Genomic DNA, 24,746 nt, shown 5'->3' on the forward strand with positions numbered 1-24,746 from the left:
GAACAATCGAAAGAAAGTCGCACCAACGCAACAACACTATCGAGCAACAGTGAGGAAACCCATGGGCCGCCACCGTCTTTCGTCTTCTGACCACAACCACCCTGTGCGCCGTCCGGCGGTGATGCTCATGGGCTGCGCGATGAGTGCAACCGTGCTCGGCGTTGCACCGGCTCTCGCCGATGCCACGCCGGCCGGTGGGTCGGGATTCATCAGTCCCGTCGCTGCCACCGCCGGTCCGCCCGGGGGTGGTGCAGCGCGGATCGAGGCGGCCGCACCGGCATGTCTTCGGTCCACCCGAGAGGGGGCCACATACGCGGTGGCGCCGACCGCCCCGGTGTCGGCGCTGATTCCATCAGCACCGACGGAGCCGGACTATGTCACGTCGATGATGGACGCTGTGCCCGGTCCGTTCGTCGGTCTGTCGCCGTCACGGCAGCGAGTCCAGGGGCAGCCCGAGGAACTGGTCCGGATCGGCAATCTCCGGCTCCATCGTCCGCGCGCGGTGTCGCCGGAGATGGCCGCCCAGATCAGCGCCGGTTCGGACGAGATGGTGCAGGGCATCTCGGATGTGCTGCAGAGCAACGGAGTTCGATCCGACCGTGCGGATACCGTCGCCGAACATGTGGTCGGTGACGCTGCGCTCGGTGCGGTGGCCGGTGGTGCGGTGGCCGCTCCGGTCGCCGCGGCGGTGGGCGCGGTGGTCGGTGGCACCATCGGATTCGTCTTCGGAATACCGTTCCTCCCTACCGGTTTGGTGGTCGGACCGCTGGTGGGAACCGCCGTGGTCGCGACTCTCGTCGCGATTCCGGCGGTGACCACCGGTGCGGTCGTCGGTGCGGTGGTCGGCGCGCAGCGAGGCTGGTCGGCTCCGAACAGGCCGTCCGCCACGCCGACCGGACGCCATGCCTCCGCACCGCATCGCGCTGCCAGCGACGCGGACGGAGCGGAATAACACCGGAACCGTCGGTGTTGGGCTGACCATGACTGCGAACGCTGAATTGAGCCCCGAGGGTTGGGTCCGAAAGCAAACCGAGGAGATTCTGGCGACCGGTACCACCGACAGCGTCGGCATCGACGGACGCAAGGTGGTGCTGTTCACGACCACCGGCGCGAAGTCCGGTAAGCGACGCTATGTCCCGCTGATGCGGGTCGAGGAGAACGGCAAGTACGCGATGGTGGCCTCCAAGGGTGGCGCTCCCGAGCATCCGGTGTGGTACCACAACGTCAAGGCCAATCCGTCGGTCACCGTCCAGGACGGAACCGAGGTCAGCGAGCTGACCGCACGTGAGGTATCCGGCGAGGAACGCGACCACTGGTGGACGCTGGCAGTGGCCGCCTTCCCGCCCTATGCGGAATATCAGACGAAGACCGATCGGCAGATCCCGGTGTTCGTCCTGGAGTGAGCAGGCGTCGTCCGCCTACTCGCGTAGGCCGACAACCTCGAGCGCGTCGTCGCGCCGACGGCAGAGGACCAGTACCGCGCCGGGTGCCGGCACGACACGCATGATCAGCTCGGGATTGCCATACCGATCGGGGCTGCACGGTGGGGTGGTGGCAGTCTCCATCGTCCCGGTCGCCGGATCGATGGTGGTGAGTTCGTCGTAGTCGGGGACGACGACGAACAGGTCGCCCACCGTGGTGATGAGCTCGGGGTACACCGTCCGCGACAGCGTGTGGATCTGTGTGTGATGGGACCGGAATGACCTGATCACGATGCGGCGGTCGCCGAGCGAGTTCGAGGTCAATGCCAGCGTGCCAGTGGGGCCGGGCGCAGCGTACGGCAATTCGCCAGGCGCCCGGAATTCGTCGACCCGGGTCAGTGCGCCGTCGGTCACGATCACGTCCGTGACGTCCGAGGTGCCGGTGGGGGCAATGAGGAATGCCAGGTGGTCGTCGTCGAGCGCTGTCACCCTCAGGACCTCCCCGGCCGGTAGCGGCTGGGGCAGGGTCGTGTCGTGGCCGTCGGCCCGGTTGGTGAGGCGCAGCACCCCGTCGGAGCATTCGGCGACCACCGTGCGCGTTGTCCCCGTGCCGCAGTTCCCGGTCCTGCTCTGCGTGTCGGACGACGGACTCCGGCGGCGGATCTCGCCGGTCACCGAGTCGAGGCCGACGCGCACGCCCGATGCCACCGCCTCCACGACGCCGTCCTGGGTGACGGTCAATGCCGGCCTGCGGTCGGCGTGGGTCCGGCCGATGTCGGCGAAGTCGAACGACCAGCGTGGCTGCCCGGTGATGCCGTCGAAGGCGCGGACGACAGTACCGTCGGCGACGACGAAACCGGTGCCGGCCGTGACAAAGTTGTGGTCGAGATCGAACGCGGGTAGCCGCAGGCGGTAGTCCACCGATCCGAGCTGGTCGGGGTACGGTGGTACTGCTTGAGGTGCAACGGTATTCGACTTCCATGGATGTGCGTAGCCGTGTGCGACGACGACCGATGTCGGTACGGCGACCAGTACGACGAGACCTGCGATCAGGGCCGAGGTCCAGGACCTGCCGGGGAGTGTGCGTGCCGGGATCGCCAGTACCGATATCAGCGCGACGATGCCGCAGACCGCGCCGGTCACGGCGTAGATCGTTGCGCCATTGCTGTCGAAGGAACTGCTCACGTCGGCGTCGTCGGTGGCTGCCCCGATCGCGATCCAGGCGGTGATCGCAGTGCCGAGTGCGAGTAGCGCGCACAGCGGCCACACGATGATCCGCGCTGTCGTGTTCACGACCGCGAGTATCGAAAGCGCGGCGGCCCCGGATCCGAGTGCGGCGATGGCTGTGGCCATGACTGCCTTACCGCCGGAGCCTGCGGAGAACAGGTCCCCGCGGATAGCGACCGCGACCATCCCGAAGACCATGGCCAGTGCCGCGGAGGTGACGGCCAGGGTGCTGATGGCCGGTCCTGCCGTCCGCAGCAGCGATCCGACGCGTGCGGCGACAGTCGGCTTCCGCTGAATGCGGCCGGGAACTCGCGCTGTGTTCTGTGTTGGCACCGATGCAGGATATCGAATCGCGCGCTATGCCTCGCTTGTCCGAATGGCCACAGGAGTACGGATCCGCAGGGGCCGGTGGTGGCCGGGGTGGCATACCCGCTGGCTGGTCACCGCGTCGGATGGGACGGGTAGGCGTGGATCAGCGCCGTCGCGAGTCTGGGTACCCGATGGGTGAGCTCGTGTTCTGCGTCGTGCGCGATTGTATGGGCTTGTGCGAGATGAAGGTTCGGGTCGACGTCGAGTTCGGCGTCGGCATGTAGCCGGTGTCCGATCCACCGCATGCGGACGCTTCGAACGGCGATGACACCGGGCTGCTCGGCAAGCGCGTGTTCGGCGATCTCGACCAGATGTGGATCGACGCCGTCGAGCAGACGGCGGAAGACGTCCCGAAGCGCGGTGCGCAGGACAGCCAGGATGGCCACCGTGATGACCAGTCCGACGATCGGGTCGGCGAGCGGGAAACCGGCCGCGACTCCACCCGCACCGATCAGCACGGCGAGCGAGGTGAAGCCGTCGGTGCGTGCGTGCAGGCCGTCGGCGACGAGCGCCGCCGACCCGATCCGGCGCCCGACCCGGATGCGATAGAGCGCCACCCACTCATTGCCGATGAAGCCCACCAGTCCGGCAAGCGCCACCCATCCAAGGTGCTCGATCGTGTGTGGATGGATCAGCCGGATGATCGCCTCATATCCCGCGACGATCGCCGACAGTGCGATCATCGCGACGACGAACAGTCCGGCGAGATCCTCGACGCGTCCGTATCCGTAGGTGTATCGGCGCGTGGCCGGCCGCGTCCCCAACGCGAACGCGGCCCACAGTGGCACGGCGGTCAGCGCGTCGGAGAAGTTGTGAATGGTGTCCGCGGCCAAGGCGACCGAACCCGACGCCACCACGATCAGCGCCTGCGCCACGGCGGTGATACCGAGGACCAGCAGGCTGATCTTCACGGCTCGGATGCCGGTGCGCGACGACTCCAGCTCGTCGTCGATGCTGTCGGCGGCATCGTGGGAATGTGGCGCGAAGATTTCGGTCACGACGCCCACGAATCCGTGCCGGTGTGTGTGGTCGCCATGGCTGTGCCGGTGATGCTGGTCGTGCTCATGTTGGGGATCGTGCAGGTGTGAATGAGGCTGTGCCGGATCGTTTTTCAGATGTGTCATGGCCGTCATGCCTCGATGTCGGGGGTGCCGGCGACCGGGCGCAATGCCGAGCCGGTCCGGTGATGGGCGGGCAATCCGGGGCTGGCGTGTTCGGCGTTGAGGACGGCGTCGATGACCAGCCGCTCCACATGGTCGTTCGGCAGGCTGTAGTAGATCGTCGTTCCCGCGCGGCGGGTATGTACCAGCCGTGCCATGCGGAGCTTGGCCAGATGCTGCGACACCGACGGGCCCGGCTTGCCCACCGCATCGGCGAGTGCATTGACCGACATCTCGCCGTGCGAGAGTGCCCACAGCAACTGAATGCGGGTCGGATCGGCGAGCATTCGGAAGACCTCGACCGCCAGACTCACCTGTTCGTCGGGGACCGGTGAGTAGTTATCTGCATTCATACGCAGATAATAACTCTAACGGCCGGCCTTCTCAGCACTCAGGAACTCACCCGCAGGGGAGTTGCATCCAGCATGCGGTGATCACCGGAAGTACGACGCGACGCCCAGGTAGGGGATCTGGCCGGTGGGGCTTGCCGCGCTCGCGCGCGCGACCGCCGACGGGATCGGCGCCCAGTAGGCGGGCATCTGCGCGGCCAGCGACGGCTTCACGATGTAGATGAGCGCAAAGTTCACGATCCACAGTGGCGGAGCCATCGACATGCCCACTGTCGCACTCACGCCGTTCTTGGTGTTGGTGACCAGCTGTGCGGCTCCGGACATCTGTTGCGCGGCAAAGCCGAAGGCCGCCTCGACGGTATATGCCGAGCGGTACAGCGCGACGAGCGAATGGGTGGCGCCATTGGCGCGCAGCCAGTTTCCGACATACCCCCCGGGTGCGATCAATGTGTTCACCTGGCGTGTGGGCGCCGTAGCATTGGCCGGGCTCTGCAGGAGGCCGCCGGTCGTCACGTAGAGGCCGTAACTGCCGAGTACGGAGGTGACGACGCGGCCATTGACCTTCGAATACATCGGCCGCCCACGGGTGTTGGTGAGGATGCGGATGCAGGCGTCGATCGTCGTGGCGGCCGACCGCGATCCTCCGATGCCGCCACCGGTCACCAACGCGCGATACTGGCGATCGGAGAGAGCGTCACCGCGACCGAGTCCGATGCGCGCCGCGAGTTCATCGGCGGCCCGCTGGCCGAGGGGCTGATTCAGTTGATCCGGACGCATCAGCCTGGGTGGTGCCAGCGGTGCGTATGCGGGTGCGCCGTTGAAGGGGAGCGCGAAACCGGTATCGGGGTCGGCCGGCCGTGCCGCCGCGACCGGCGCTGTCGCGGTCATCGACGCGACGAGCAGCAGCGATGCTCCGATCAGACCGAGGAAGGTAGTCGTCGGCGCACGGCGGTTGACCTGACGCATCACGCACCTCCACGGGTGGATGTGACCTGATTCACACTCGCGATCGATTCAAGACCGCCTACGCGGCGGTGTCAAGAAATCGATCGCCCGTGAATGCTCAGGGCGCCAGGGATGCGGTCAGGAGAAGCGGATGGTCGCGGTGGCCAGGCCGAAGATCTTGCGGCCGCCCGACTTGGCGACGACGATGACGACGCCGGTCCGCGTCTCGGGATCGAGCGACTTGATCCGTCCGCTGAACTCGATCTCCCCGCCGTCGGTGGCGGACACGATCACCGGCTGCGACAGGCGCACGGCGTATCGGGTAACCGCACCGGGGTCACCCGACCATGCGGAGACAAAGCCCGCTCCGAGTCCCATGCTGAGCATGCCGTGGGCGATCACGTCGGGCAGACCGGCGAGTTTGGCGATCTCCTCATCCCAGTGGATGGGGTTCGCGTCGCCGGCGATACCGCCGTAGTTGACCAGGTCACCGCGGGAGAGACGCACCTGTTTGGTCGGCAACTCGTCGCCGACCGACAACTCGTCGAAGGACCGGGTCCCCGGGGTGCGCCCGGAATCAGTGGCGATGCGGATCTCGTCGTCGCCGCGGACGGTCTTCACGTACTCGATCGGGATGTCGTCATGGGTGAACATGGTGACGTCATGCATGATCACCCGGCGAACGGCCTGGCTGATGCCAGGATCGACCTCTTCGGCCGCCACCCCGACGACGGTCGTGTGCATGGTGTGTACGGTCTCGCCGGCCGCGTCCCGGCAGGTGTTGGTGACGGTGATGAGGTCCTTGCCTGCGATCCGCCGCACGCTCGACAGCTCGACGTCGGTGCTCAGTTCGTCTCCGGCGACGATCGGCCGGTGCTGTTCGAAGACCTGTTCGGTCTGCACATAGGTGTCGTACCCGACGATCACGGACTCGAAGAGGTCGCGGTTGGCGGCCATCGCCGGGATCGAGGTGAAGGTCAGCGGCGTGACGAGACCCGAATAGCCCAGCGCAGCAGCGGCTTCGGGCTCCCAGTGGGCTGGGTGGTAGTCCTGTACGGCGCGCGCGTACTCGCGGACCTTCTCCCGCGCTACCTGGTAGTTCCGGTCGCTCACGTAGTAATGCCCGACACGAGCCTGAAGATCGGGGGCGTCGGCTGCGGTGGCGGCTGGTTCTGTGGTAGTGGAGGTCACCGCCAAAGGATAGTGCGTATCGGCCGGGAGACGAAGTCGCGTGCCCCCGGTCACACGTGCGACAACATCCCGGCGACGAGCCCGCGGACGGTTTCGTCATCGAACAGGGCGGTCGCGTAGAGCACCTCGATCTGTCCGTCCTGGCCGTCGTGTGATGCGGTGACCGCGATGTGCAGGTCGCATTTGGCGTGGTCGACCGGCAGTGGCTGAGCATGAACGCCCTGGCCGAAAGCGCCGACGAAGGCGTCCGGACCGGTGTCAGCGGTGAGCATGACCTGGAACAACGGGTGTGCGTCGGGCCGGTGGGCGCCGAGTTCGGCGACGAGGTCGGGTAGCGGTAGCCGCGCGTGAGCATAGGCGCGGTTCTCCGCGGCGCCGACGTCGGCGATCGTCTTCGCGTGATCCGGGTGGACGTCGCAGACCACCGGGACGGTGATCACGAACATGCCGACGGTGTCATCGAACCGTCGGTCGGTACGACCGGAGACGAGCGCACCGATCGGTATCCGGCTCCGGCCCGTGACGGAGGCCAGCCGACGGGCGAGGGCGGCACGCAGGATGGTCAGCGGTGCGGTTCGGTGGTGTGCGGCCGCGTCGATGATGCGCGCCCAGGTCGGCCCGGAAAGGCGGATGTGGGCGCGTGCGGCCGTCGGCTGCCACCGCGCCGGCCGCGGCCGATCGGTGTGGCCGTTCAAGGTGACGATCTCGCCGAGTTCCCGGCGCCAGAATTCGAGGTCGGCGGACCGCGTGTCCGTCTCCACGGCGCATGCGCGACGGCAGTAGGCGGCGTAGTCGAGATGTCGGCCGACGTCCTGAGCGTCCCGGTCGAGTTCGGTGAACAGGGTCCGTCCGAGCAGTCCGAGTGAGTGTCCGTCCACCGCGATGTGGTGGAAGACGATCGCGATGTGGGTGCTGGTGGTGGTGTGTGCGACCGCGACGCGGAGCGGATACCGCTCGGCGAGGTCGATGGGTCGATGGAGGCGAGTACGCGCCCACGCGGCCGGGTCCGGCTCCGGAATGTCCGGGAGATCGAACTCGCCGCCCGGATCGACGTCGTCGACCTGCCAGCGGGTGGGATCGGGGACCGGGTCGATGGTCATGGTGTCGGCCGTGTGCCGCGAACGCAGCGAGTCGTGGCGTGTGAGGAGACTCTCGACGCCGGCCTCGATGAGCGTCGTGGGGACCTGCCCGTCGATGGTCAGCAGGAACGGGATCAGGTTCGCGATCCCGGTGTCTGGCAGGTCGATACTGCGTTGGGCCGGTGCGGGCCGGATACGGATCACCTCGTCGGCGGGCGGGTCATCGTCGGTGATGGGCTCACCGGTTGCTTCGGCGGCTACGAGTTGTGCCGCCAACGATCGCGGGGTCGGGGCCTCGAAGACGTCGCGGACGCCCAGATGCTGTCCGGTCTGTGCATTCACCGCGGCGGCGATCCGGGTAGCCGCCAGGGAATCGCCGCCGAGATCGAAGAAGTCCGCGGTCACGCTGAGTGGGGAGGTGTGGCCGAGTGCGTCGCGGAACGCGGCGACCAGCAACTCCTCACCGGCGGTGGCGGGCGGTTCGACGGGGCCGCGAACACCTGAGGGCGGAGCGGGTAGTCGTGTGTGGTCGACCTTGTTGTGCACGGTCATCGGGAGCGCGTCGACCACCGTCAGGGACGTGGGCATGAGATGTGCCGGGGCGCTGCGAGCCAGCGCCCTGCGGACATCGACGATCGGCGTGCACTCCTCCGCGAGGACGACGTAGGCGTGGATGCGGGTGCGATCGTCGTCGACCGTCGCGACCGTGGTCGCCGCACGCACCAGCCCGGTACGCAGGAGAGCCGCGTCGACGTCGCCGAGTTCGATGCGTACCCCGTGGACTTTGACCTGCCGGTCGACGCGACCGAGGAAGATGAGGTCACCCGACGCTTCCACGCGCACCCGGTCGCCGGTGCGATACATGCGCGCGCCCAGCGGGCCGAATGGGTCGGCGACGAAGCGGGTTGCGTTCTCTGCGGGGCGATTCCGATATCCCATGGCGAGGCTGGGGCCGCTGATGTGGAGTTCACCCTCACCGTCGGCCGGAACGGGGAGCAGACGGCGGTCGAGTACTCGGGCAGTCACGCCGCTCATCGGGTATCCGAGAGGCACATGATCGCCGACATCTTCGGCGGCGATGACGTCGGTGAGTAGGACACTGCAGGTCGTCTCGGTCGGACCATAGGCGCAGCGCAGGATGACCGCACTCGACCATGCGGCGATCAGCGGCGCCGGACAGCGGTCGCCGCCGACGACGAGGTGGGTGAGGTCGGGGAGTTGTTCGGGGCGGAGAGTGGCCAACAGCGCGGGGGTGATTAGTAGGTGCGTCACCCGCAGATCGTGGAGGGCGTCGGCGAGGTCGGGACCGGCGGCGTTCTTCGGGGGGATCACGGCGAGAGTGGCGCGCCGCCTGGCCGCCGCCACCATCTCGACGATCGCCGTATCGAAACCGGGGGAGGCCAGGTGGGCCATGACGTTCGACGGGTGCAGATCGTAGGTGTTGTCGATCTCGTCGATCAGATCGGCGATCCCACAATGGGTGACCACGACTCCCTTCGGGACCCCGGTCGACCCGGAGGTGTACATCAGGTAGGCGGGGGAGTTCGGCGCGGTCAGCGTCGGAACCGCCGGGCCCGCTTGGGCCGGAGGATCGTTCTCGGTGACCTCGACGAGTATCTCGCCGGGCATATCCTCCGGGGGTGGGCCGTGGTGGAGGATCAGGCGCGGCTGGGCGTCGGTAAGGATTCGCCGGCGCCGTTCGGCCGGATGCGCTGGGTCGATCGGGACCACGCAGGCGCCGGCGAACATTACCGCCCAGAAAGCGATGACGCTGTACCGGCCGCGCGGCATGACAACCGCCACCGGGTCACCCGGCCGAACGCCGGAAGCGCGGATCCGGTTGCCGAGATTGCTTGCCCGGGATGCGAGTTCGCCGTAGGTCAGCGTCCCGGCCGTGTCCTGGATGGCCGATGCTGAGGCCGTGCTCGCGGTGTCCGCGCCGAACAGGCAGGTGATCAGTTGGGTCGCGTCGTCCACCGGGGGCCGGCACATGCGCACAGGTGCGGTGACACGAGTACGTAGGAGCGTCGAGCCGTTTGCGGCGGTCAGCTCGTCCAGCGACTCGAGGAGGCCCGCCAGGGCCCGGTCGGTATCCGCGGCCGAGAGCGCCTGCCGATTGGCTTCGAGTTCGATTCTCGTGCAGTACTTCTCGGAAGGGTAGATGTTGATGTTCACGTCACTGACCGGGCCGGTGGATACCACCTGATAGCGGGTGCGGAGCCCCGGCCCGAGATCGAATGGCGTGAATGGGGCGAGGTTGACCACCGGGCCGCGGTGCCCGAGGGGGCGGCGGACGCGGTGTCGGCCATCGATCTCCTCGTACCGGAAGTGCTGGTGGCGCAACGCCGAAGCGGCAACCCCCGCGACAGCGCGCAGTAGGTCGGCGACCGAATCCGCTGACCCGATCGGAATGGTGACCGGCAGCAGATTCGATATCGTCCCGCCTGCGGCCCGCGCCGCCGGTGAGGTGCGCGCCGAGGTTGCGATGGTCAGCGGCACCTCCGCCAGATCGCGGAGCCGGGCCACGCGCCAGGCGACCGCGGCGACGAAGACGGCACTGGACGGGAGACCGCAGGCGCGGGCGGTCGCCTCGATCGCGGCCGATCGTCGGGAATCGAGGTCGGCGCCGGATCGGTGCCGGTGTGCGGACGCTCCCGCGACGCGACGGCCGAGGATCAGCGGGTCGTCGTCGGCTCCGACCGTATCCGTCCAGTACTGGCGGTCGCGAACGTATCGTGTCGAGTCGCGATAGCGGGCCTCATCCGCAATAAACTCCAGCCACCGATCGGCAACGGCCGGAAGGACATCCGACTCCGGAGCACCACGATAGCGCTCGGCACAGGTGCGCACGAAGGTCATGGCCGCATATCCGTCGACGGCGATGTGGTGGGCGGCGGAGTACAGCAGCCACCGATCGTCTGCGACCCGCAACAGGGCCGACGACGCCAGTGGCTCGCTCGGGGTGAGCGGGCGGGGACGCGTCGCGTCGACCTCGATCCACCGGAGGGCCGCACCGAGTGCGTCGGCCTGGTCCCGAAAGTCTGCCCGCGCGAACGCGGTCGGGGTCGCGGCGGGGTCGAGAAGCAATTCGGGCTCGCCGTCGCGCAGATGTACCCGCGCAATGCCGAGACCGCTGTCGCACTGCGCGGATTGAACTGCTCGGTAGAGCCGGTCGACGTCGAGGTCGCCGCTGATGTCGACGTAGTGCGCGATGGTGATCGGGGTGTTGTCGCCGACCGCCTGCTGGGCCGACCACAGCGCCCGTTGTGCGCGGCTGAACGGTAACCGGTGGACGATTCGGTCGGGGTGGTCAGTTATCCGGTTGTGTTCGGTGACCTTCTCAAGGTGCGACAGTGCAGCCTCCTCGTTCGTCCCCGATCCGTCTCGACCTCGATCCGTTCTCCTATCGACCATTCCAGTTTGGAGTGTGGAATGGGTGCTGTCCAGGAAACGGCGATGACGGGTGTGGGTCGCAGTTGCGGCCGCATCCGTCACGGTCGGGCGGAGCTGGGGCGTTGTCGTAGAGTGCGTTCCACATTTCGCAATGCTCTTGCGGCGTCTGCGAGTTGGAGCCCGATGTCCGATTCGTCGTGGATGTCGGGCATGTCGTTCAATGCGTCGATCCACTGTGCCGTCCGGTGGGCCAGGACGGCCTGGGCGGGACCTGTGGGCGGCGGGGAGCTCAGCGTCGTGGCGAACTGCATCACGCGGTAGGGCCAATTCGTCGCCGTGTTCCACTGAGACACCGCGAGATGCACGCCACCGGGCACGTCCAGCCGCGAACCGGGAATCACGTAGCCGCCGTACGCCTGACCGACCTTTCCCGCCGGATGATCCTCGGCTGACCAGTCGTGCAACTCGGTGATCGGCGTCGTCTTGACGCGGGCGGTGAGGTCGTCGGTGGGAGAGTTCAGTACCCGATAGGACAACCCTCGGTCGGAGATGCAGAACCCGCCCAGTACCCATCCGACCTTGTTTCCCTCGGCCAGCCGACGAAATGTCGTCTCTCGCCACTGCTCTCCCGGCGGGGTGATGGGCGTCGGCGGATTGCCCCAGCCCCATCGTCGGTCCTGCACACCCCAGCCGACGTAGGCGTCGCGGTCGCCGACGGCTTCCGGCCGGACGCGACGCAGGATCATCGGCGAACCCGACTGGAAGGCCGTCGAGATCACGTATACCCAACCGTCATCGGGGTCGAAGTCCCAGGTCCAGGATTGGGCGAGACCGTTGTGGAGATCGGTGGCGAAGCTCGCGGCGGGCCCCATATGTCCCCACGTGACCCCGTTGTCCGAAGACCGCCAGATCTCCGACCAGGCAACGTGTGGGAACCCGCGGATCACCATCGCATGCAGAAACAGGTCGTCGCCGACCCGCAACAGGTCGCTGGGGATCACCGTGGAGAATCCGCCCCCGCGCCATGGGGATGTGTCGTGGACATACGGCCACAGCTGCCGCGCGTAGCCGGGGTCGGGCCCACCGGCGCGGTCGAAGAGCACCCGACCCGCGTCATCTCGGTGGCCGATCAGGATCACCGGGGAACGCCAGTCCGCCGACCCGACACGGGCGTCACGAAAGGTGTCGCCGAAGACGGCGATGATCTCGCCGTTGGCGGCTTCGACCATAGCGCCGAGGTCGGCGGCGCCGACCCCGAAACGGGAGGTGATCTTCGGTCCGGTCAGATTGGCGACCTTCATGTCACCCGGCGGCCGGGTGGTCGGCGGGGGAGTCGGCCGGCGGAATCGCATTGGTCGTCACCTCGAAAGACGTTGCGTTCGATGGTTCCAGGGTCGATGGGACGCACTCCCAGCCTAACGCGACGAATCGTCGGCGTCGGTGACCATATGCGGCGGGACGGGCTAGAGTCGTCAACGTTGATCGACGGACGGTAATCGACGGACGGTAGGAGTGTTCGATGGGTGTTGTCGTGGACTTCAAGGATGTTGTCACCGACGGGCTGACATCGTCGCCGATGAGTGATGCGCTGGCCGGATTGCGCGCGAATGAGTCGCGCTACTTCAAGAACAAGTACGACCACGACTTCACCGTCACCCCGGCGTCCGAGGCGCCCGACGTGCTCGGTCGGATCGAGCAGATCCTCGCCGAGGAACGCGACATCGTGATCGCGTCGAAACCGCTGGAGGTCAGTGATTTCGTGGTCGACGGGCTGCGTATGTCGTATGTGTTCTACGAGTCCGGGCTGTCGATCAACGTGATGTACAGCCTGGAGCCGGGCGGTAAGCGTGCGGTGGGATTCAAACTGTCCCAAGGTATGGACGTTCCCGACGAACTGTCGGCGCAGTTCAAGTTTGCCCGGCAGAAGTCGAAACTGGCCGGCGAGATCCGGGGATCATATTTCGTCATCAAGGGCGAGTACTGAGAGCGGCGTCCTGGAACAGGAGTACCGGACGGGGAGTCCTGGAACGGTCCCCGCAGGCATCGGGTCGGTCAGCGCCGTAATCCCTTGCCGTGGGTGAAGTCCGCCGGACGGCCTGACGTCTGCCAGTGGTGCCAATTCTCCCGGTGCCGGCACATCGCCTGTTCGTGGCGCCGCCGGAAACCCGGCGCGATGCGGCGCAGGGTTTCGACGGCCGTCACCGCGGGCAGTCGCAGCAGGAGGATCGCGATTCCCGGGATCGGGTTGGGTAGGTCGTAGCGCATGCTGGTCCACGGCATCATGTAGATCCGGGAGTAGGCCGCGTACATCATCGAGTTGTACTTGCCGCGCCAACGCGCGAGTCCGCGGTCTCCCGCGGTCGCGAAGGCCGCCGGGAACGATTCGATCAGCTCCGCACCGTCCGCCCCGGCGTCGTGGCTGCGCGTGGTGTTGACGAAGGCGAGCAGGCGTAGCGCCTCGCCGATACCCGACGGATACCACTGGGTACGCACGCCGAGGAGATGGCCCAGATAGCGCTGATAGTGCAGCAGCACCCGGATCTCCCGCGGGGTGGTCTGAACTCCGGTCAGCCACAAAGCCATTGCCGGCACGACGCTGCCGCCCATCAGAGTCAGTAGCTGGTAGGACTGGCTGATTGGCGCGCCCCAACGGTCGCGGTCCCATTCGGGATGTCCGGCAACGGTGCGGCGCACCCAGACATGCATGACGCGAACGCGCATAGCCGTCGCCCGGCCCGGTGACCCCGGCGTCAGCAACGCACCCGGCTGTGAGACGTCGATCCAGAATCGCGCGGTCTCCAGGAACCGGCGCAATGCGTTGTCGCCCGCATAGCCGCCGGCCAAGGACAGCGGTTTGGCCACCGCGGCCTCGGTATACATCTCCAGGGTGATGCCGCCCGCCACACTGAACAGCCCGGTGCCCCAACGTCGCCAGATCCGCTCGCCTTCGGCGATGAGCTCGGGGTCGACCCACTCCGGCACGGTGTCGAACTCGTCGAAGAGGGCGATCAGCGCCGGCGGCGGATTCTCGATACTGTCCAGTCCCTCGGTGAGCGCCTGGTCGAGCAGTGCGCGGGCGGCGTCACCGCCCAGACTGCCGTACACCTCGTCGACGAACCGTTCGGCTACCGGATCGGTGTGAAACATGTCCTCGGCGAAGGTTTTCAGGTTCTCCGGCTCGGGAAAGAGGTCCTTGCCGGTCAGCCTCAGCACCAGCCGGCGCGCGCGGCCGAGTGCCCTACTCGACATCGCCCGGTCGTAGGCGACGGCAGTCGGGAATTGCGGCGCGGCCGACGCGGGGCAGTCGGTGGAAGCGGAACGCGGCAGCGTGGTGGACAAGGCAACCCCCAGTTGAGACGAATTGCCTACTTTGTATCACTCGGCGCCACCGGCCGCCGAGCCGGGCCATACCGGATCTGGTCCGGGCGATGTCGGTCAGACGCCGGGGGCAGGTCGGTCAGACGCCGGGGGCAGGTCGGAATTCCGACTAGTCGAACAGGCGACGGAAGATGTTCGTCTCGGCGAGATCGACCAGTTCGTTGCCACGCCCGGACAGCACAGCACGCAGTGCGTACAGCGTGAATCCCTTCGCCTGCGCGGCTGTGATGGTAGGTGGGATGGACAACTCCTGGCGGGCGGTCGTGACGTCGAGGAGAGCGGGTCCGTCGTGGCCGAGGAAATCGTCGATCGCCGCGGGTAGGTCATCGGGTCGTTCTATTCGCTGCCCATGGATGCCGACCGCATCGGCCAGCCGGGAGAAGTCGGGATTCGCCAGATCTGTCGCGAAGTTGACGAACCCGGCTGCTTTCATCTCGACCTCGACGAAGTTCAGCGACGAATTGTTGAAGACGACGATCTTCACCGGCAGCCGATTCTGAATCAGGGTGAGCAATTCGCCCAGCAACATGGCCAGTCCACCGTCGCCGCACATCGCGATCACCTGTCGGCCGGGGAAGGTGGCCTGCGCGCCGACGGCCTGGGACAGGGCGTTGGCCATCGAACCATGACTGAATGAGCCGATCAGGCGCCGACGCCCGTTCATCTGCAGATATCGGGCCGCCCACACCACCGGGGACCCGACATCGGGGATGAAGATCGCATCGTCGGCAGCCCGGTCGCTGAGCGAACTGGCCAGATATTGAGGGTGGATCGGGGTGCGGTTGCGGTCGTTGTCGGCGAGTTCGTCCAGGCGCCGCCGCGATTTGGTGTAGTGCGTACGCGCCGAGGTGAGATGGTCGTCGTCGCGACCGGCTTCGATCAGTGGAAGCAGCGCGCGCACCGTGCTGTCCACGTCGCCGACGAGGGGGACATCGACGGGGCAGCGACGTCCGATCTGCTCTCCGCGGATGTCGACCTGGATGATCGGCGCGGTGGACGGATAGAACTGTTGGTAGGGAAAATCGGTGCCCAGCATGAGTAGGGTGTCGCACTTCTCGATGGCGCGATAGCCGGAGGAGAACCCCAGCAAGCCGGTCATCCCCACGTCATAGGGGTTGTCGTACTCGATGAACTCCTTGCCGCGCAGCGCATGTACCACCGGCGCCTGCAACGCGCCGGCGAGTTCGATCACCGCCTCGTGCGCTCCGCGTACGCCGGCACCGGCCAAGATCGTCACACGATCTGCGGTGTTGACGACGTCGGCGGCGCGCGCGATGTCCGTGTCGGTGGGACGAACGATTCTCGGCACCCGGCGGATCGGGCTGCCCGCGCGCCGGTCCGGGCACTCCTTGAGAAATATCTCGCCCGGGATCACGAGGACGGCGACGTCGGCGAGCTCGACGGCAGTCCGCAACGCCACGTCGAGCAGCCGGGGCAACTGGTCGATCGTGCTGACCGTCTCGCAGAATGCGCTGCATTCGTCAAACAGCTTCTCGGGGTGCGTTTCCTGGAAGTAGGAGCTGCCGATTTCCGCGGCCGGGATATGCGCTGCGATCGCGAGTACGGGCACACGGCTGCGATGCGCATCGTAGAGGCCGTTGATCAGATGGAGGTTGCCCGGACCGCAACTGCCCGCACAGACCGCCAGTTCTCCGGTGAGGGCCGCTTCGGCGGAGGCGGCGAACGCGGCGGATTCCTCGTGCCGTACATGTAGCCAACCGATTTCGGCGTGCGTTCGGAGCGCGTCGGTGAATCCGTTGAGCGAGTCGCCGGGGATTCCATAGACGCGCCGCACACCGGTGCGCTCGAGCTGTTCGATGATCGTCTCGGCGACAGTGGTGGACATGATGTTCCGTTCTGCTCGTCAGGCCGTCGGCGTTGTCCGGTCGGTTGTCGGAGGGTTGCCGAGGTGACTTCCCGGTCGCAGCACAAGTCAAACCTTCGGCCGTGTCACAATCGAGTCCATGCCACGTCGAGGCGAATCACTGCGCAAACTCGGCTTTTTGACCATCGGCCGATTCGACGAGAAGAATCCGCGAGCCGGACATCTGGAGACGCTGCGGATGATCGAACTCGCCGAGCAACTCGGCTTCGACTCGGTGTGGTTGCGCAACCGCCATCTCCAGTTCGGCATCTCCTCGCCGGTCGCCGTGCTCGCGGCAGCTGCGATGCGCACCAGCCGAATAGAGTTGGGCACCGCGGTGATCCCGCTGGGACTGGAGAACCCGCTGCGTCTGGCCGAAGACCTCGCGACGGTCGATCTGCTGTCGGGCGGGCGCCTCAACCCCGGGGTCTCGGTGGGTACGCCGATGCGTTACGACGACTACAAGACGGCGCTGTACCCCGAAACCCACGAACTGGAGAACTTCTCGAAGGATCGCGTGGTGCGTCTGCTCGACAATCTGCGTGGTGAACCGGTGAGCACCTTCGAAGGGGTCGTCGGGATCGAGTCCTTCTCGCGCCGGGTGCAGCCACAATCGCCGGGGCTCGCCGATCGGATCTGGTACGGCGGCGGCAAGGCCTCCGCCAGATGGGCGGGCGAACAGGGCATCAACTACCTGACGTCCTCGGTCGTCACCATCGAGGGTGCGATCGCGCGGGACTTCGCCGGAATTCAGGCCGAACACATCGACACCTATCTCACACATCACGTCGCGCCGGAGCGTGCGCGGGTCTCCCAGGGATTGGTCGTCATCCCGACGGATTCGGCGACCCCAGCCCAGATACGGAAATACGTCGAGTACGCGGAGTCGCGGGCAGAACGCACCCGCAGCCCGCAGGGGCCGCGTGGTCTGCTGTTCTCGCCCGACTTTGTCGGGCCGTCGGCGGAACTGGCGCAGCGGCTCTACGACCATGCCGGGTTCCAGCGGGCCACCGAGGTGGCCTTCGCGCTGCCATTCTCCTTCGACGAGGCCGATTACCTGCAGATCGTCGGCGACCTGGCCGGAGCGTTGGGCCCGGCATTGGGGTGGACACCGGCACTCTGAGGGCGGCCTCCCGCGTCGGGTGGCACGCCTTGCCGGGTATGCCATCTCGGGGTAGCCGATACACGGGGGAATCTCGCACGATAGGTTGCCTAGAGCGGACATTTGTCGACATCGATGGGGGATTGCGCACATGCCGGAGTCAGATCAGCCGAACGGGCCGACGTCGGACGACGGAGTGGCCGGACCTGCCGACGGGATCGACCAGCCGACGACCTACCTCGGTGGCGCGGATGCGCCCGGGGATCGCGGCACCGATGCCGGGGAGGACGCGACCCAGGTCGTGAACCCGGACAAGACGCAGATCATCAACCCGCAGGACGCCCTGCGTGGTGCACCGCCGGAGGCGCCGACCCAGGTCGTCCGCCCGCCGGGTGTCCCGGGACAGTCGTCCGCACCCCACTATGGCCAGCCTGCGTCGTTCGGGCAGGCCGGGCCCGGTCAGCCGGGGCCGGCCGGACAGCAGCCGTACATCCCGCCGACCCAGCCCGGGCAACCCCAGCCGCCGACCGGGCAGTTCGGTGGTCAGCCACAACAGTCCGCCGGTCAGTCCCAACCCGACCAGCCTCAGTTCGGGCCACCGCAACAGCCGTATGGGCAGCCCCAGTTCGGTCAGCCCCAATTCGGGCCACCGCCACAGCAATTCGGCCCGCCGCCACAGCAATTCGGGCAGCCAGGATTCGGCGCGGCCGGTCCGCAGCAGTTCGGGGCGCCGGGAATCGGAAATCCGCCGACGAAGTCGGGGTCGGGTAAGACGATCGCGATCATCGTCACGGTGCTGGTCCTGGTCATCGCGTTGGCGGTCGGCCTGGCCATCGTCTTCTGGCCCGACGGTGACGACGAGGATGGCGCCGGCCCGGCGACGACCGTGCACCTGAAGGCGCGTTCAGTCGACGACGAACTCGACGTGACGGCCCGGGCGCCCAAGGGGTGGAAGGTCCAGGAGACTCCCGGCGACGCCAGCGGCTTCGCACTGGTTCCGGAGTCGGAGACCCACAGCAACGAGGAACTGGTCGACCTGCTCTCCGACCTTCGGCGTGGGCGATCTGTCGGTGACATCACCTCGGTGGAAGCGGTGTCGGTGAGTATCCGCGATTGTTCCAACTACGGTGCGAAATTCGAGGGAAAGCCGACTCCGGGTGCGGGCTGGCAGAAGTCGAAAGAGCCGATCGAGGACAACGAAGGTGGGTTTGACATCCGTCAGGATGCCGCGGTGTATGCGCAGACGACGAACACCTGCCTGCTGGTCGTCGGCTATGCGGTCGCAAAGTCCGGTACGCAGCTGCCGAGTAAGCCCCGCGAAGTCGTCGATGCCATCGCGGAGGGTAAGTACCTCACCGATATCAAGGAGTCATAAGTCTGAGTTCGGTGGTTTCCGTGGTGGCCGACCCGGCGGGCATCGCGTCGGCCGGGTCTCGGACTGTGTTCGGTTTGTGATCGATCGCGGACCCAACCGCAGTAACTCCCGGCAACAATAGTCCCATCAGTCACAGAAACAACATCTGTAACTATGGGAGGTTGTCGTGCGCCGATCAGTGGCACGCGGTGTGCGAATGGGACTCGTCGGACTGCTCGCGACAGCGGCGTCGGCGCTGGCAGTGCTGCACGGTGGCGCCACCGCCTCGGCAGCACCCTGCGGGAACGGCGGATTCGGGTCCAGTGGCTTCGGTTCGAGTCTGCCCGGAACCGGCTCGCTGGGCACGGGCTCGCTGGGCACCGGATCCGACGGATCCAGCGGATCTTCCTTACCCAACATCGGACCGCAGGGCCCGCTTCCGTTATATGTCGGAGCGAGTACCCGCACCATCGCTTGGGTGACCGGGCCGCTCAGCATCAACCGGACGTTCAGCCGCTTCGCGATCAGCGGCACCGACCTCGGCATCAGCTGGGACAACGGATCTGGCCAGACCTTGATGGCCTTCGGCGACACCTTTGGCAACTGCAATGCGATCGGCCAGCAGTGGCGGCACAACGTCCTGCTCCGTACCGACGACGATCGGCTCGCCGACGGTATCACCGTCCCGAATGGGGTGGCCGACGACATCACCTCGGGAACGGTGATCGCACCGGGTGCGCCGAACGTTGCCCAGGAACTCATCCCGGCGCTGGGCCTGGACTATGTCGAGGTCACCAAGATCCCGACGTCGGCCATCTCGCTGCCACGGCCCGGTGGTGGGCACCGTCAGTTCATGAACTTCATGTCGGTGCGCTCCTGGGGTGATGCGGGGCGCTGGGTGACCAACTATTCCGCAATCGCATACTCCGACAACAACGGTCAGACCTGGCAGGTCGATCAATCGACAATGCTGATCAACGCGCCCGTGTCACTGGCGCTGCCGGGTGACCTCGCCCCGGTCGAGTACAACAACGGGAAGTTCCAGCAGGTGGCGTACGTGCGCGGTCAGTCGGCGTCGGTGGAAGAACGCGACTACGTCTACCAATTCGGTACTCCCAATGGTCGATTCGGCGCCGGATTCCTGGCCCGGTTTCGGCCCGATGACATCCTCTCGCTCGACCGCTATCAGTACTGGGCCGGGACCACGCGCGGTTGGGTCGATGACATCACCGCGATTCCCGACGATGGTTCGGCCATTGTCGTCCCCGCACCGGTCACCGAGCTGTCGGTGGCCTGGAGTCCCTACCTTGGCAAGTATCTGATGCTGGACGGCGACAACGGCATACGGATGCGGACCGCCGATCATCCGGAAGGACCGTGGAGTGCGCCGAAGACCTTGGTCCGCCCCGGTGCGGTGGTTCTCTACGGTCCGATGATGCTCGCCAATTCGCCCGCACTGAACGGGAACTCGAAAGATCTGTACTTCAACGCGTCGCGATGGAGCGACTACAACGTGATGTTGCTGCGCGCCGACCTGTCCAAGGTCCGCTGATCGGCGGCCGTCGACTACGTCACGAGCACGATGTGATGGCGTGCCGGCCCTGGGCGCGCGACAGTGCCGAGCTCTCCCCGTTGACCGCTGCCGAGCAGGCGGCGAAGCTGCCCTGGGTCTGCACCGTGGCGATCGCTGACTGGTAGGTCGAGCGGCTGCGGAAGCTGAGGGTCCCGGTGTACCACCCGGTGGCCGGGTCGATGTCGGGTAGCCGGGTGTTGGGCAACTGTCGGATTCGGTTGTCGGCGTCGTAATACGTGATGCCGACAAATCCGCTGTCGGCGAAGAATCGATAGCTGATCAGGTCGCCGGTCGTCGGTGCGGCCGGACTCGCGGCTGCCGTTCCCGACCCGATGGTGGTGGCCGTCACGGCACTCACGACCACCCCGACGGCGGCGAGCAAGATCTTCACGCGCACAGGATAGCGTTTGTTCCCCGGGTCGACCAATCCATCAAATACGTTGCCGTGCAGTCAATCTTGATGATTCTGTACCGGGGTGAGGCGCCGTGGTCACGGGCGGCGGCGGCGGATACCCGTGGGTGGATAAACGCGTTGTGCCAGTGCGAGTTTCGCGGCGATGGCGTTGTCGCGGTCGGGGGCGGTAAAGCCCCTCGCGGTCGGTCGATCCGGCACGACGAAGCCGTCATCGACGATCGTCCAGTGTGAGCCGGCATCGACGAGCGACTGGTGCTTGGTGGAGTAGTAGACGGGCATCGGCACGATCGCGACACCGGGGTCGCCGACCGCGGCGGCCATCAGATGCGGATGGAACCGTGTGCTGATCCACGTGCTGCCCGATCCGGCGGGCAGACCGTGGCGCCAGACATCCCGAAACGGGATTCGACGCGCGCCGTCGAGCCGGTCGCCGAGTCGATGTGCGACGGCGTTGTCATGTCCGGGGATACCTTCGATGACCGTGATCCGCGTGGCGGGCACCCGCCAGGAATCCAGGGTCCGACGAACCAACCCGGCCAGAGCATCGACGCCACTGCCGTCCGGTCCGTGGAACTTGTCGGTGAGGTCGGACTGCAAGCACAGGATGACGCCGTCGGCGCGCAGCCCGGACCGGTTGAAGAGATTGCGCGGCGGGCGATGCAGTGCGAGCCAGGCGTCGTCGCCGGAATGGACGGCAGATGCGATATCGCCCAGGGCATCTGCCGAGGCGGAGTCCCGCACATCGAAGACGCTGAAGTCGCCGGCCGCCGACCGCAGCACCGACCAGGCGGGTTCCTCGAGGTGTGGGATCAGACCCTGTCCGGTGGCAACGGCGCGGGCGCCGGTCTTGCCCGAGACGGCCGCCACGGCCGCCACCAGCGCAACGTGATGAGGCCACACGGTGTTGAGGTATCCGCCGCCGAGCAGATGGATGGTCGATGCCCGGTTGAGGATGTCGATACCTTCGCTGAGCCGCGGGGCCAGGCCCGGATCGGTGGCGGCCCGGGCCACCCATCGCCACGGTTGTCGGGGGTCCGGCTGTTCGTCGGCCGCCGGTACCGGTGCGTTACCCGCATGCTCGGTCAGCTGCCAGAGCGTGTTCACGAAAACCGTGCGCGGATGCACATTGCGTAGGAGTAGCGAAGCCTGCCCGGGGGAGTGGCAGTCGAGCACCACGGTGGCGCGCGGCCGATGCCTGGCCAGATGGCGCAGCCACGTGCGAGCGATCAGTTCGTCGCCGTAGTTGGGGTATCCCGACGGGGCGACGAGGTAGATGACCTCATCGAGGCCAAGGGACTTCCCGATCGGCGACCCGACGGCGACCCGGCGCGCATAACGGGCCGCGCGCGCGGCCTCGGAGGGCAAATGCATGCGCTGAGATTACGGCCTGTGAGCTGCAGCGGGATCCATTGGGTTCCCGGTGGGTCGTACCGCGTGCACGTGCCGGCGGCCGGCGAGCGCCGACGACTATCGCCGCGTGGCGATCAGCAGGTCGCGCAAGCGATCGAGGTCAGCCTGTACCGCCGTGCAATCCCGCTCGAATTCGTCGGCGGTGAGATCACGTTGGCGCACGGTGAACAGCACCTCACTGCCGTCCGGATGTGCCAGTACGCGAAGTGGATTGTCGACGACCGTCCCGTCGGGCAACTGCACCTGATGGTCGAGGATGCCGAAGGCGTTGCGCGGGGCGAAACTCACCGTGACCTCACCCATCGGCGAATCCGCGATCAGCACGTCGCCGTCACGGCGCACGTCGGCGGCCAGGCCCGCGGCCCAGCGCGGCAGGTTGTCGGGGTCGGCGGCGTAGTCGTAGACGATGGTCGGGGAGATGCCGTCGACGATGACCGAGATGTGACGGCTGGGCGCTGCAGACATGGCTCCAAGCCTAGCCGCGGACGGGTCGGGCAACGCTCACTCCGTGCCCCGCGGCAGCGCCGACGGGCCGATGGACTCGGCGCCGAGCGCGGCAACCCGCCTGCGCAGTTCCCGGTCGGCGGTCACCACGATCCGACGGCGGCCGGGTTCGGCAGCCACCGCCGCGACGATCGCGTCGTCGCCGGAGCCGGGTGCGTCGAGTACGGCGACATCGGCGGTACCCGCGACGCCTCGGGCTCGTCCCTCGACGACGAGGAGCAGGCTCACCGGCCCGGATACCGCGTCGAGACCGGTGATGGCCACCGCGGCGAGTCGATCGCGTAGGCGCTCGGTGGCGCCGCGGCGGTCGCGCCACCACCCGTCGGGCACCGAGCCGACCACGTTGGCGGCGTCCACGATCAGCAGTGGACGGCCCGATCCCGCGGTGGTCAGGTCGGCAGGGTCGACGTCGGGGCACATAGGTCCATCATGCCTATCGCATACAGACAGACGAGCAGGCCCGGTAGCGTCATGCCGGGCCTGCTCGTCTTCCACTGCGCCGCGAGCGGGGGAATCGCGGGCAGGCGTTGCCTGAGGCGCTACGCCTCAGGCTGGTTCTGGTGCGGTGCCCGCAACTCGAAACCGTGCCGGAAACGGTTGTCCGGGTCCAGGTTCTGCTTGACGGCAGCCAGACGGCGGGCCGCCGACGGGCTGAACGCCTGGCCGCTGCGGCCCGCGCGGTCGTCGCCTTCGGTGAAGTTCAGGTACGTGTTGCCGGTGGTGTAGGGGGCCAGACGCGCGCGGGCGACCTGCAGTGCCGACTCGACCGCCAGACCTGCGTGCGGGTCGCCGACCATGGCGACGAATTCGAGCAGGAACCGGTCGCCACGAGCCCGGCCGTTGGCCGCCTCCGCACCGGCGGCCGCGATCGCGCCGCCGGCATGACGGATCTCGCCGAACATGAGTAGCGGCGGTGCGCCGGGGGCCGGGTAGACCGACTCGGTCAGGATCTCGACGACCTCATCGGGCAGGTCGTCGAAGGATTCGGTGGTCACCATCGCCGGGACCGGATCGGTCGGGTCCATGCTGACGGCGTCGACCGCGGCGAAGGGCATCTCGCCCCACATGTCGATGGCGGGCTGTTTCCACCGCCGCCATTCGTCGATGACCGCGGCACCGGCGGCCGGATCACCGCACCAGCAGCCGCGGACGAGGACGAAGCTGCGACCGCGCATCGGCTCGGGCACCTCGTCGAACGGCGGGAAGTTCATCAGGGTGATCGACGACGTGAGTTCGTCGGACTGTCGGGGTGCCCATTCCCGGAACTTGCGCAGTACTTCCGGGGCATCCTCCGCGGGATAGAACAGATTGCCCGCGTACACGGTCGAGACCTCGAACAGGTCGATCTCCATCTCGGTCACGACGCCCAGGCTGCCGGTGCCACCGCCGCGCAGCGCCCAGAAGATCTCCGGATGTGAGGTCGCGCTGACGTGGATGGGATCGCCTGCGGCCGTCACCAGTTCGAAGGAGCGCACCGCATCGGCGGACAGACCGAACCGGCGGCCGAGCCAGCCGAAGCCGCCGCCGAGGGTGTAGCCCACCGCGCCGACCCCGGTCGTGGACCCGAGTAGCGGCGCGAGGCCGTGCTCGGCGGCCGCGGCCAACACCGGCCCCCAGGTGGTACCGGCCCCGATTCGGGCGGTGCGCTGCTGCGCGTTCACCGCGACGCCGTCCAGGCGGGAGGTGTTGATCAGCAGTGCGCCGTCGGAGTTCGTGCCCGGACCGTGCCCGGTGGCCATGATCGCCACACGCAGATCTTCGGCGATCGCGAAGCGAACGGCCTCGACGACGTCGAATGCGTTGGCGGGCATCGTGATCACCGCGGGGCGGGAGGCGCCGAGGAGAGAGAATCCGATCCGGGCGGCGTCGTAGCCGGCATCGTCGGGCCCGAAGACCTCGCCGGCGATGGTGTCACGCAGGGTGGCCAGGACCGAGGCGCGAGGGCGAACGGTCAGGTCGGAGTGAGCGGGTGCGGTGGTGTCCAGCGACATCGAGGTGTTCCTTCACGGAT

Annotated in this window: 20 protein-coding genes; 6 read left to right on the top strand and 14 right to left on the bottom strand. The window is 67.2% G+C overall.

What is annotated here, in order from left to right; all coding sequences use genetic code 11:
- Window positions 1–139: 139 nt before the first annotated feature.
- Window positions 140–952: a hypothetical protein gene (locus QSJ18_RS10735; RefSeq protein ID WP_286326419.1), complete on the top strand. Its 813-nt coding sequence runs from the start codon at window positions 140–142 to the stop codon at window positions 950–952.
- A gap of 28 nt (window positions 953–980) precedes the next feature.
- On the top strand, window positions 981–1,403 hold the full coding sequence (locus QSJ18_RS10740; protein WP_286326421.1) for a nitroreductase family deazaflavin-dependent oxidoreductase: 423 nt from the start codon (window positions 981–983) through the stop codon (window positions 1,401–1,403).
- Window positions 1,404–1,418: 15 nt separating this feature from the next.
- Here QSJ18_RS10740 and QSJ18_RS10745 read toward each other — a convergent pair whose 3' ends face one another.
- The 7 genes from QSJ18_RS10745 to QSJ18_RS10775 form a co-directional block, all read right to left on the bottom strand.
- Window positions 1,419–2,981 carry a hypothetical protein gene (locus QSJ18_RS10745; protein ID WP_286326422.1) on the bottom strand — a complete coding sequence of 521 codons (1,563 nt, stop codon included), beginning with the start codon at window positions 2,979–2,981 and terminating at the stop codon, window positions 1,419–1,421.
- A gap of 107 nt (window positions 2,982–3,088) precedes the next feature.
- Window positions 3,089–4,141, bottom strand: a complete 1,053-nt coding sequence (locus QSJ18_RS10750; protein ID WP_286326423.1) for a cation diffusion facilitator family transporter — start codon at window positions 4,139–4,141, stop codon at window positions 3,089–3,091.
- Window positions 4,142–4,146: 5 nt separating this feature from the next.
- Window positions 4,147–4,530 (bottom strand): ArsR/SmtB family transcription factor, encoded by a 384-nt coding sequence (locus tag QSJ18_RS10755; protein ID WP_286326424.1) that lies wholly within the window; start codon window positions 4,528–4,530, stop codon window positions 4,147–4,149.
- An 81-nt stretch (window positions 4,531–4,611) separates the two neighbouring features.
- Window positions 4,612–5,493, bottom strand: coding sequence for a hypothetical protein (locus QSJ18_RS10760; protein ID WP_462476045.1), 882 nt, complete (start codon window positions 5,491–5,493; stop codon window positions 4,612–4,614).
- Window positions 5,494–5,610: 117 nt separating this feature from the next.
- Window positions 5,611–6,669, bottom strand: coding sequence for a fused (3R)-hydroxyacyl-ACP dehydratase subunits HadA/HadB (locus QSJ18_RS10765; protein WP_462476046.1), 1,059 nt, complete (start codon window positions 6,667–6,669; stop codon window positions 5,611–5,613).
- Between the two features lie 44 nt (window positions 6,670–6,713).
- A complete protein-coding gene (locus tag QSJ18_RS10770; protein ID WP_286326426.1) occupies window positions 6,714–11,156 on the bottom strand; it encodes an amino acid adenylation domain-containing protein in 4,443 nt (1,480 codons plus the stop codon).
- 77 nt (window positions 11,157–11,233) lie between these two features.
- On the bottom strand, window positions 11,234–12,487 hold the full coding sequence (locus QSJ18_RS10775) for a DUF4185 domain-containing protein (protein ID WP_286326427.1): 1,254 nt from the start codon (window positions 12,485–12,487) through the stop codon (window positions 11,234–11,236).
- Between the two features lie 167 nt (window positions 12,488–12,654).
- Between QSJ18_RS10775 and QSJ18_RS10780 the strand changes: the two genes are divergently transcribed.
- A complete protein-coding gene (locus QSJ18_RS10780; RefSeq protein ID WP_286326428.1) occupies window positions 12,655–13,119 on the top strand; it encodes a phage tail protein in 465 nt (154 codons plus the stop codon).
- Window positions 13,120–13,187: 68 nt separating this feature from the next.
- Here QSJ18_RS10780 and QSJ18_RS10785 read toward each other — a convergent pair whose 3' ends face one another.
- Entirely contained in the window at window positions 13,188–14,384 is a 1,197-nt protein-coding gene (locus tag QSJ18_RS10785) for an oxygenase MpaB family protein (RefSeq protein ID WP_286326520.1), read from the bottom strand.
- A gap of 238 nt (window positions 14,385–14,622) precedes the next feature.
- A complete protein-coding gene (poxB, locus tag QSJ18_RS10790; protein WP_286326429.1) occupies window positions 14,623–16,359 on the bottom strand; it encodes a ubiquinone-dependent pyruvate dehydrogenase in 1,737 nt (578 codons plus the stop codon).
- Window positions 16,360–16,477: 118 nt separating this feature from the next.
- Here poxB and QSJ18_RS10795 point away from each other — a divergent pair, with 118 nt between their 5' ends.
- The 3 genes from QSJ18_RS10795 (at window position 16,478) to QSJ18_RS10805 (ending at window position 20,385) form a co-directional block, all read left to right on the top strand.
- Window positions 16,478–17,500 (top strand): LLM class flavin-dependent oxidoreductase, encoded by a 1,023-nt coding sequence (locus tag QSJ18_RS10795; RefSeq protein ID WP_286326430.1) that lies wholly within the window; start codon window positions 16,478–16,480, stop codon window positions 17,498–17,500.
- Window positions 17,501–17,630: 130 nt separating this feature from the next.
- On the top strand, window positions 17,631–18,854 hold the full coding sequence (locus QSJ18_RS10800) for a hypothetical protein (protein WP_286326431.1): 1,224 nt from the start codon (window positions 17,631–17,633) through the stop codon (window positions 18,852–18,854).
- A 166-nt stretch (window positions 18,855–19,020) separates the two neighbouring features.
- Entirely contained in the window at window positions 19,021–20,385 is a 1,365-nt protein-coding gene (locus QSJ18_RS10805) for a DUF4185 domain-containing protein (protein ID WP_462476047.1), read from the top strand.
- A gap of 19 nt (window positions 20,386–20,404) precedes the next feature.
- Here the strand turns inward: QSJ18_RS10805 and QSJ18_RS10810 are convergent, their stop codons facing one another.
- From QSJ18_RS10810 to QSJ18_RS10830, 5 genes are all read right to left on the bottom strand, one after another.
- Window positions 20,405–20,797, bottom strand: a complete 393-nt coding sequence (locus QSJ18_RS10810) for an MmpS family transport accessory protein (protein ID WP_286326432.1) — start codon at window positions 20,795–20,797, stop codon at window positions 20,405–20,407.
- A 99-nt stretch (window positions 20,798–20,896) separates the two neighbouring features.
- Window positions 20,897–22,192, bottom strand: coding sequence for a polysaccharide pyruvyl transferase family protein (locus QSJ18_RS10815; RefSeq protein ID WP_286326434.1), 1,296 nt, complete (start codon window positions 22,190–22,192; stop codon window positions 20,897–20,899).
- Between the two features lie 96 nt (window positions 22,193–22,288).
- Complete coding sequence (locus tag QSJ18_RS10820; protein WP_286326436.1) at window positions 22,289–22,696, bottom strand: SRPBCC family protein; 408 nt, start codon at window positions 22,694–22,696, stop codon at window positions 22,289–22,291.
- A 36-nt stretch (window positions 22,697–22,732) separates the two neighbouring features.
- Window positions 22,733–23,155, bottom strand: a complete 423-nt coding sequence (locus QSJ18_RS10825; RefSeq protein WP_286326438.1) for a hypothetical protein — start codon at window positions 23,153–23,155, stop codon at window positions 22,733–22,735.
- 119 nt (window positions 23,156–23,274) lie between these two features.
- A complete protein-coding gene (locus tag QSJ18_RS10830; protein WP_286326440.1) occupies window positions 23,275–24,726 on the bottom strand; it encodes an FAD-binding oxidoreductase in 1,452 nt (483 codons plus the stop codon).
- Between the last annotated feature and the right edge of the window lie 20 nt (window positions 24,727–24,746).

The sequence above is a fragment of the Gordonia heveisoli genome (assembly GCF_030315745.1).
GTDB lineage: Bacteria > Actinomycetota > Actinomycetes > Mycobacteriales > Mycobacteriaceae > Gordonia.

What these genes read in the sequence shown, in the direction of transcription:
- QSJ18_RS10780 (WP_286326428.1), top strand. Translation starts at nt 12,655, where the DNA reads ATGGGTGTTGTCGTGGACTTCAAGGATGTTGTCACCGACGGGCTGACA.
- QSJ18_RS10830 (WP_286326440.1), bottom strand. Translation starts at nt 24,726, where the DNA reads ATGTCGCTGGACACCACCGCACCCGCTCACTCCGACCTGACCGTTCGC.
- QSJ18_RS10770 (WP_286326426.1), bottom strand. Translation starts at nt 11,156, where the DNA reads ATGGTCGATAGGAGAACGGATCGAGGTCGAGACGGATCGGGGACGAAC.
- QSJ18_RS10815 (WP_286326434.1), bottom strand. Translation starts at nt 22,192, where the DNA reads ATGCATTTGCCCTCCGAGGCCGCGCGCGCGGCCCGTTATGCGCGCCGG.
- QSJ18_RS10775 (WP_286326427.1), bottom strand. Translation starts at nt 12,487, where the DNA reads ATGCGATTCCGCCGGCCGACTCCCCCGCCGACCACCCGGCCGCCGGGT.
- QSJ18_RS10825 (WP_286326438.1), bottom strand. Translation starts at nt 23,155, where the DNA reads ATGTGCCCCGACGTCGACCCTGCCGACCTGACCACCGCGGGATCGGGC.
- QSJ18_RS10800 (WP_286326431.1), top strand. Translation starts at nt 17,631, where the DNA reads ATGCCGGAGTCAGATCAGCCGAACGGGCCGACGTCGGACGACGGAGTG.
- QSJ18_RS10735 (WP_286326419.1), top strand. Translation starts at nt 140, where the DNA reads ATGAGTGCAACCGTGCTCGGCGTTGCACCGGCTCTCGCCGATGCCACG.
- QSJ18_RS10785 (WP_286326520.1), bottom strand. Translation starts at nt 14,384, where the DNA reads ATGTCGAGTAGGGCACTCGGCCGCGCGCGCCGGCTGGTGCTGAGGCTG.
- QSJ18_RS10750 (WP_286326423.1), bottom strand. Translation starts at nt 4,141, where the DNA reads ATGACACATCTGAAAAACGATCCGGCACAGCCTCATTCACACCTGCAC.
- QSJ18_RS10820 (WP_286326436.1), bottom strand. Translation starts at nt 22,696, where the DNA reads ATGTCTGCAGCGCCCAGCCGTCACATCTCGGTCATCGTCGACGGCATC.
- QSJ18_RS10795 (WP_286326430.1), top strand. Translation starts at nt 16,478, where the DNA reads ATGCCACGTCGAGGCGAATCACTGCGCAAACTCGGCTTTTTGACCATC.
- QSJ18_RS10755 (WP_286326424.1), bottom strand. Translation starts at nt 4,530, where the DNA reads ATGAATGCAGATAACTACTCACCGGTCCCCGACGAACAGGTGAGTCTG.
- poxB (WP_286326429.1), bottom strand. Translation starts at nt 16,359, where the DNA reads ATGTCCACCACTGTCGCCGAGACGATCATCGAACAGCTCGAGCGCACC.
- QSJ18_RS10760 (WP_462476045.1), bottom strand. Translation starts at nt 5,493, where the DNA reads ATGCGTCAGGTCAACCGCCGTGCGCCGACGACTACCTTCCTCGGTCTG.
- QSJ18_RS10740 (WP_286326421.1), top strand. Translation starts at nt 981, where the DNA reads ATGACTGCGAACGCTGAATTGAGCCCCGAGGGTTGGGTCCGAAAGCAA.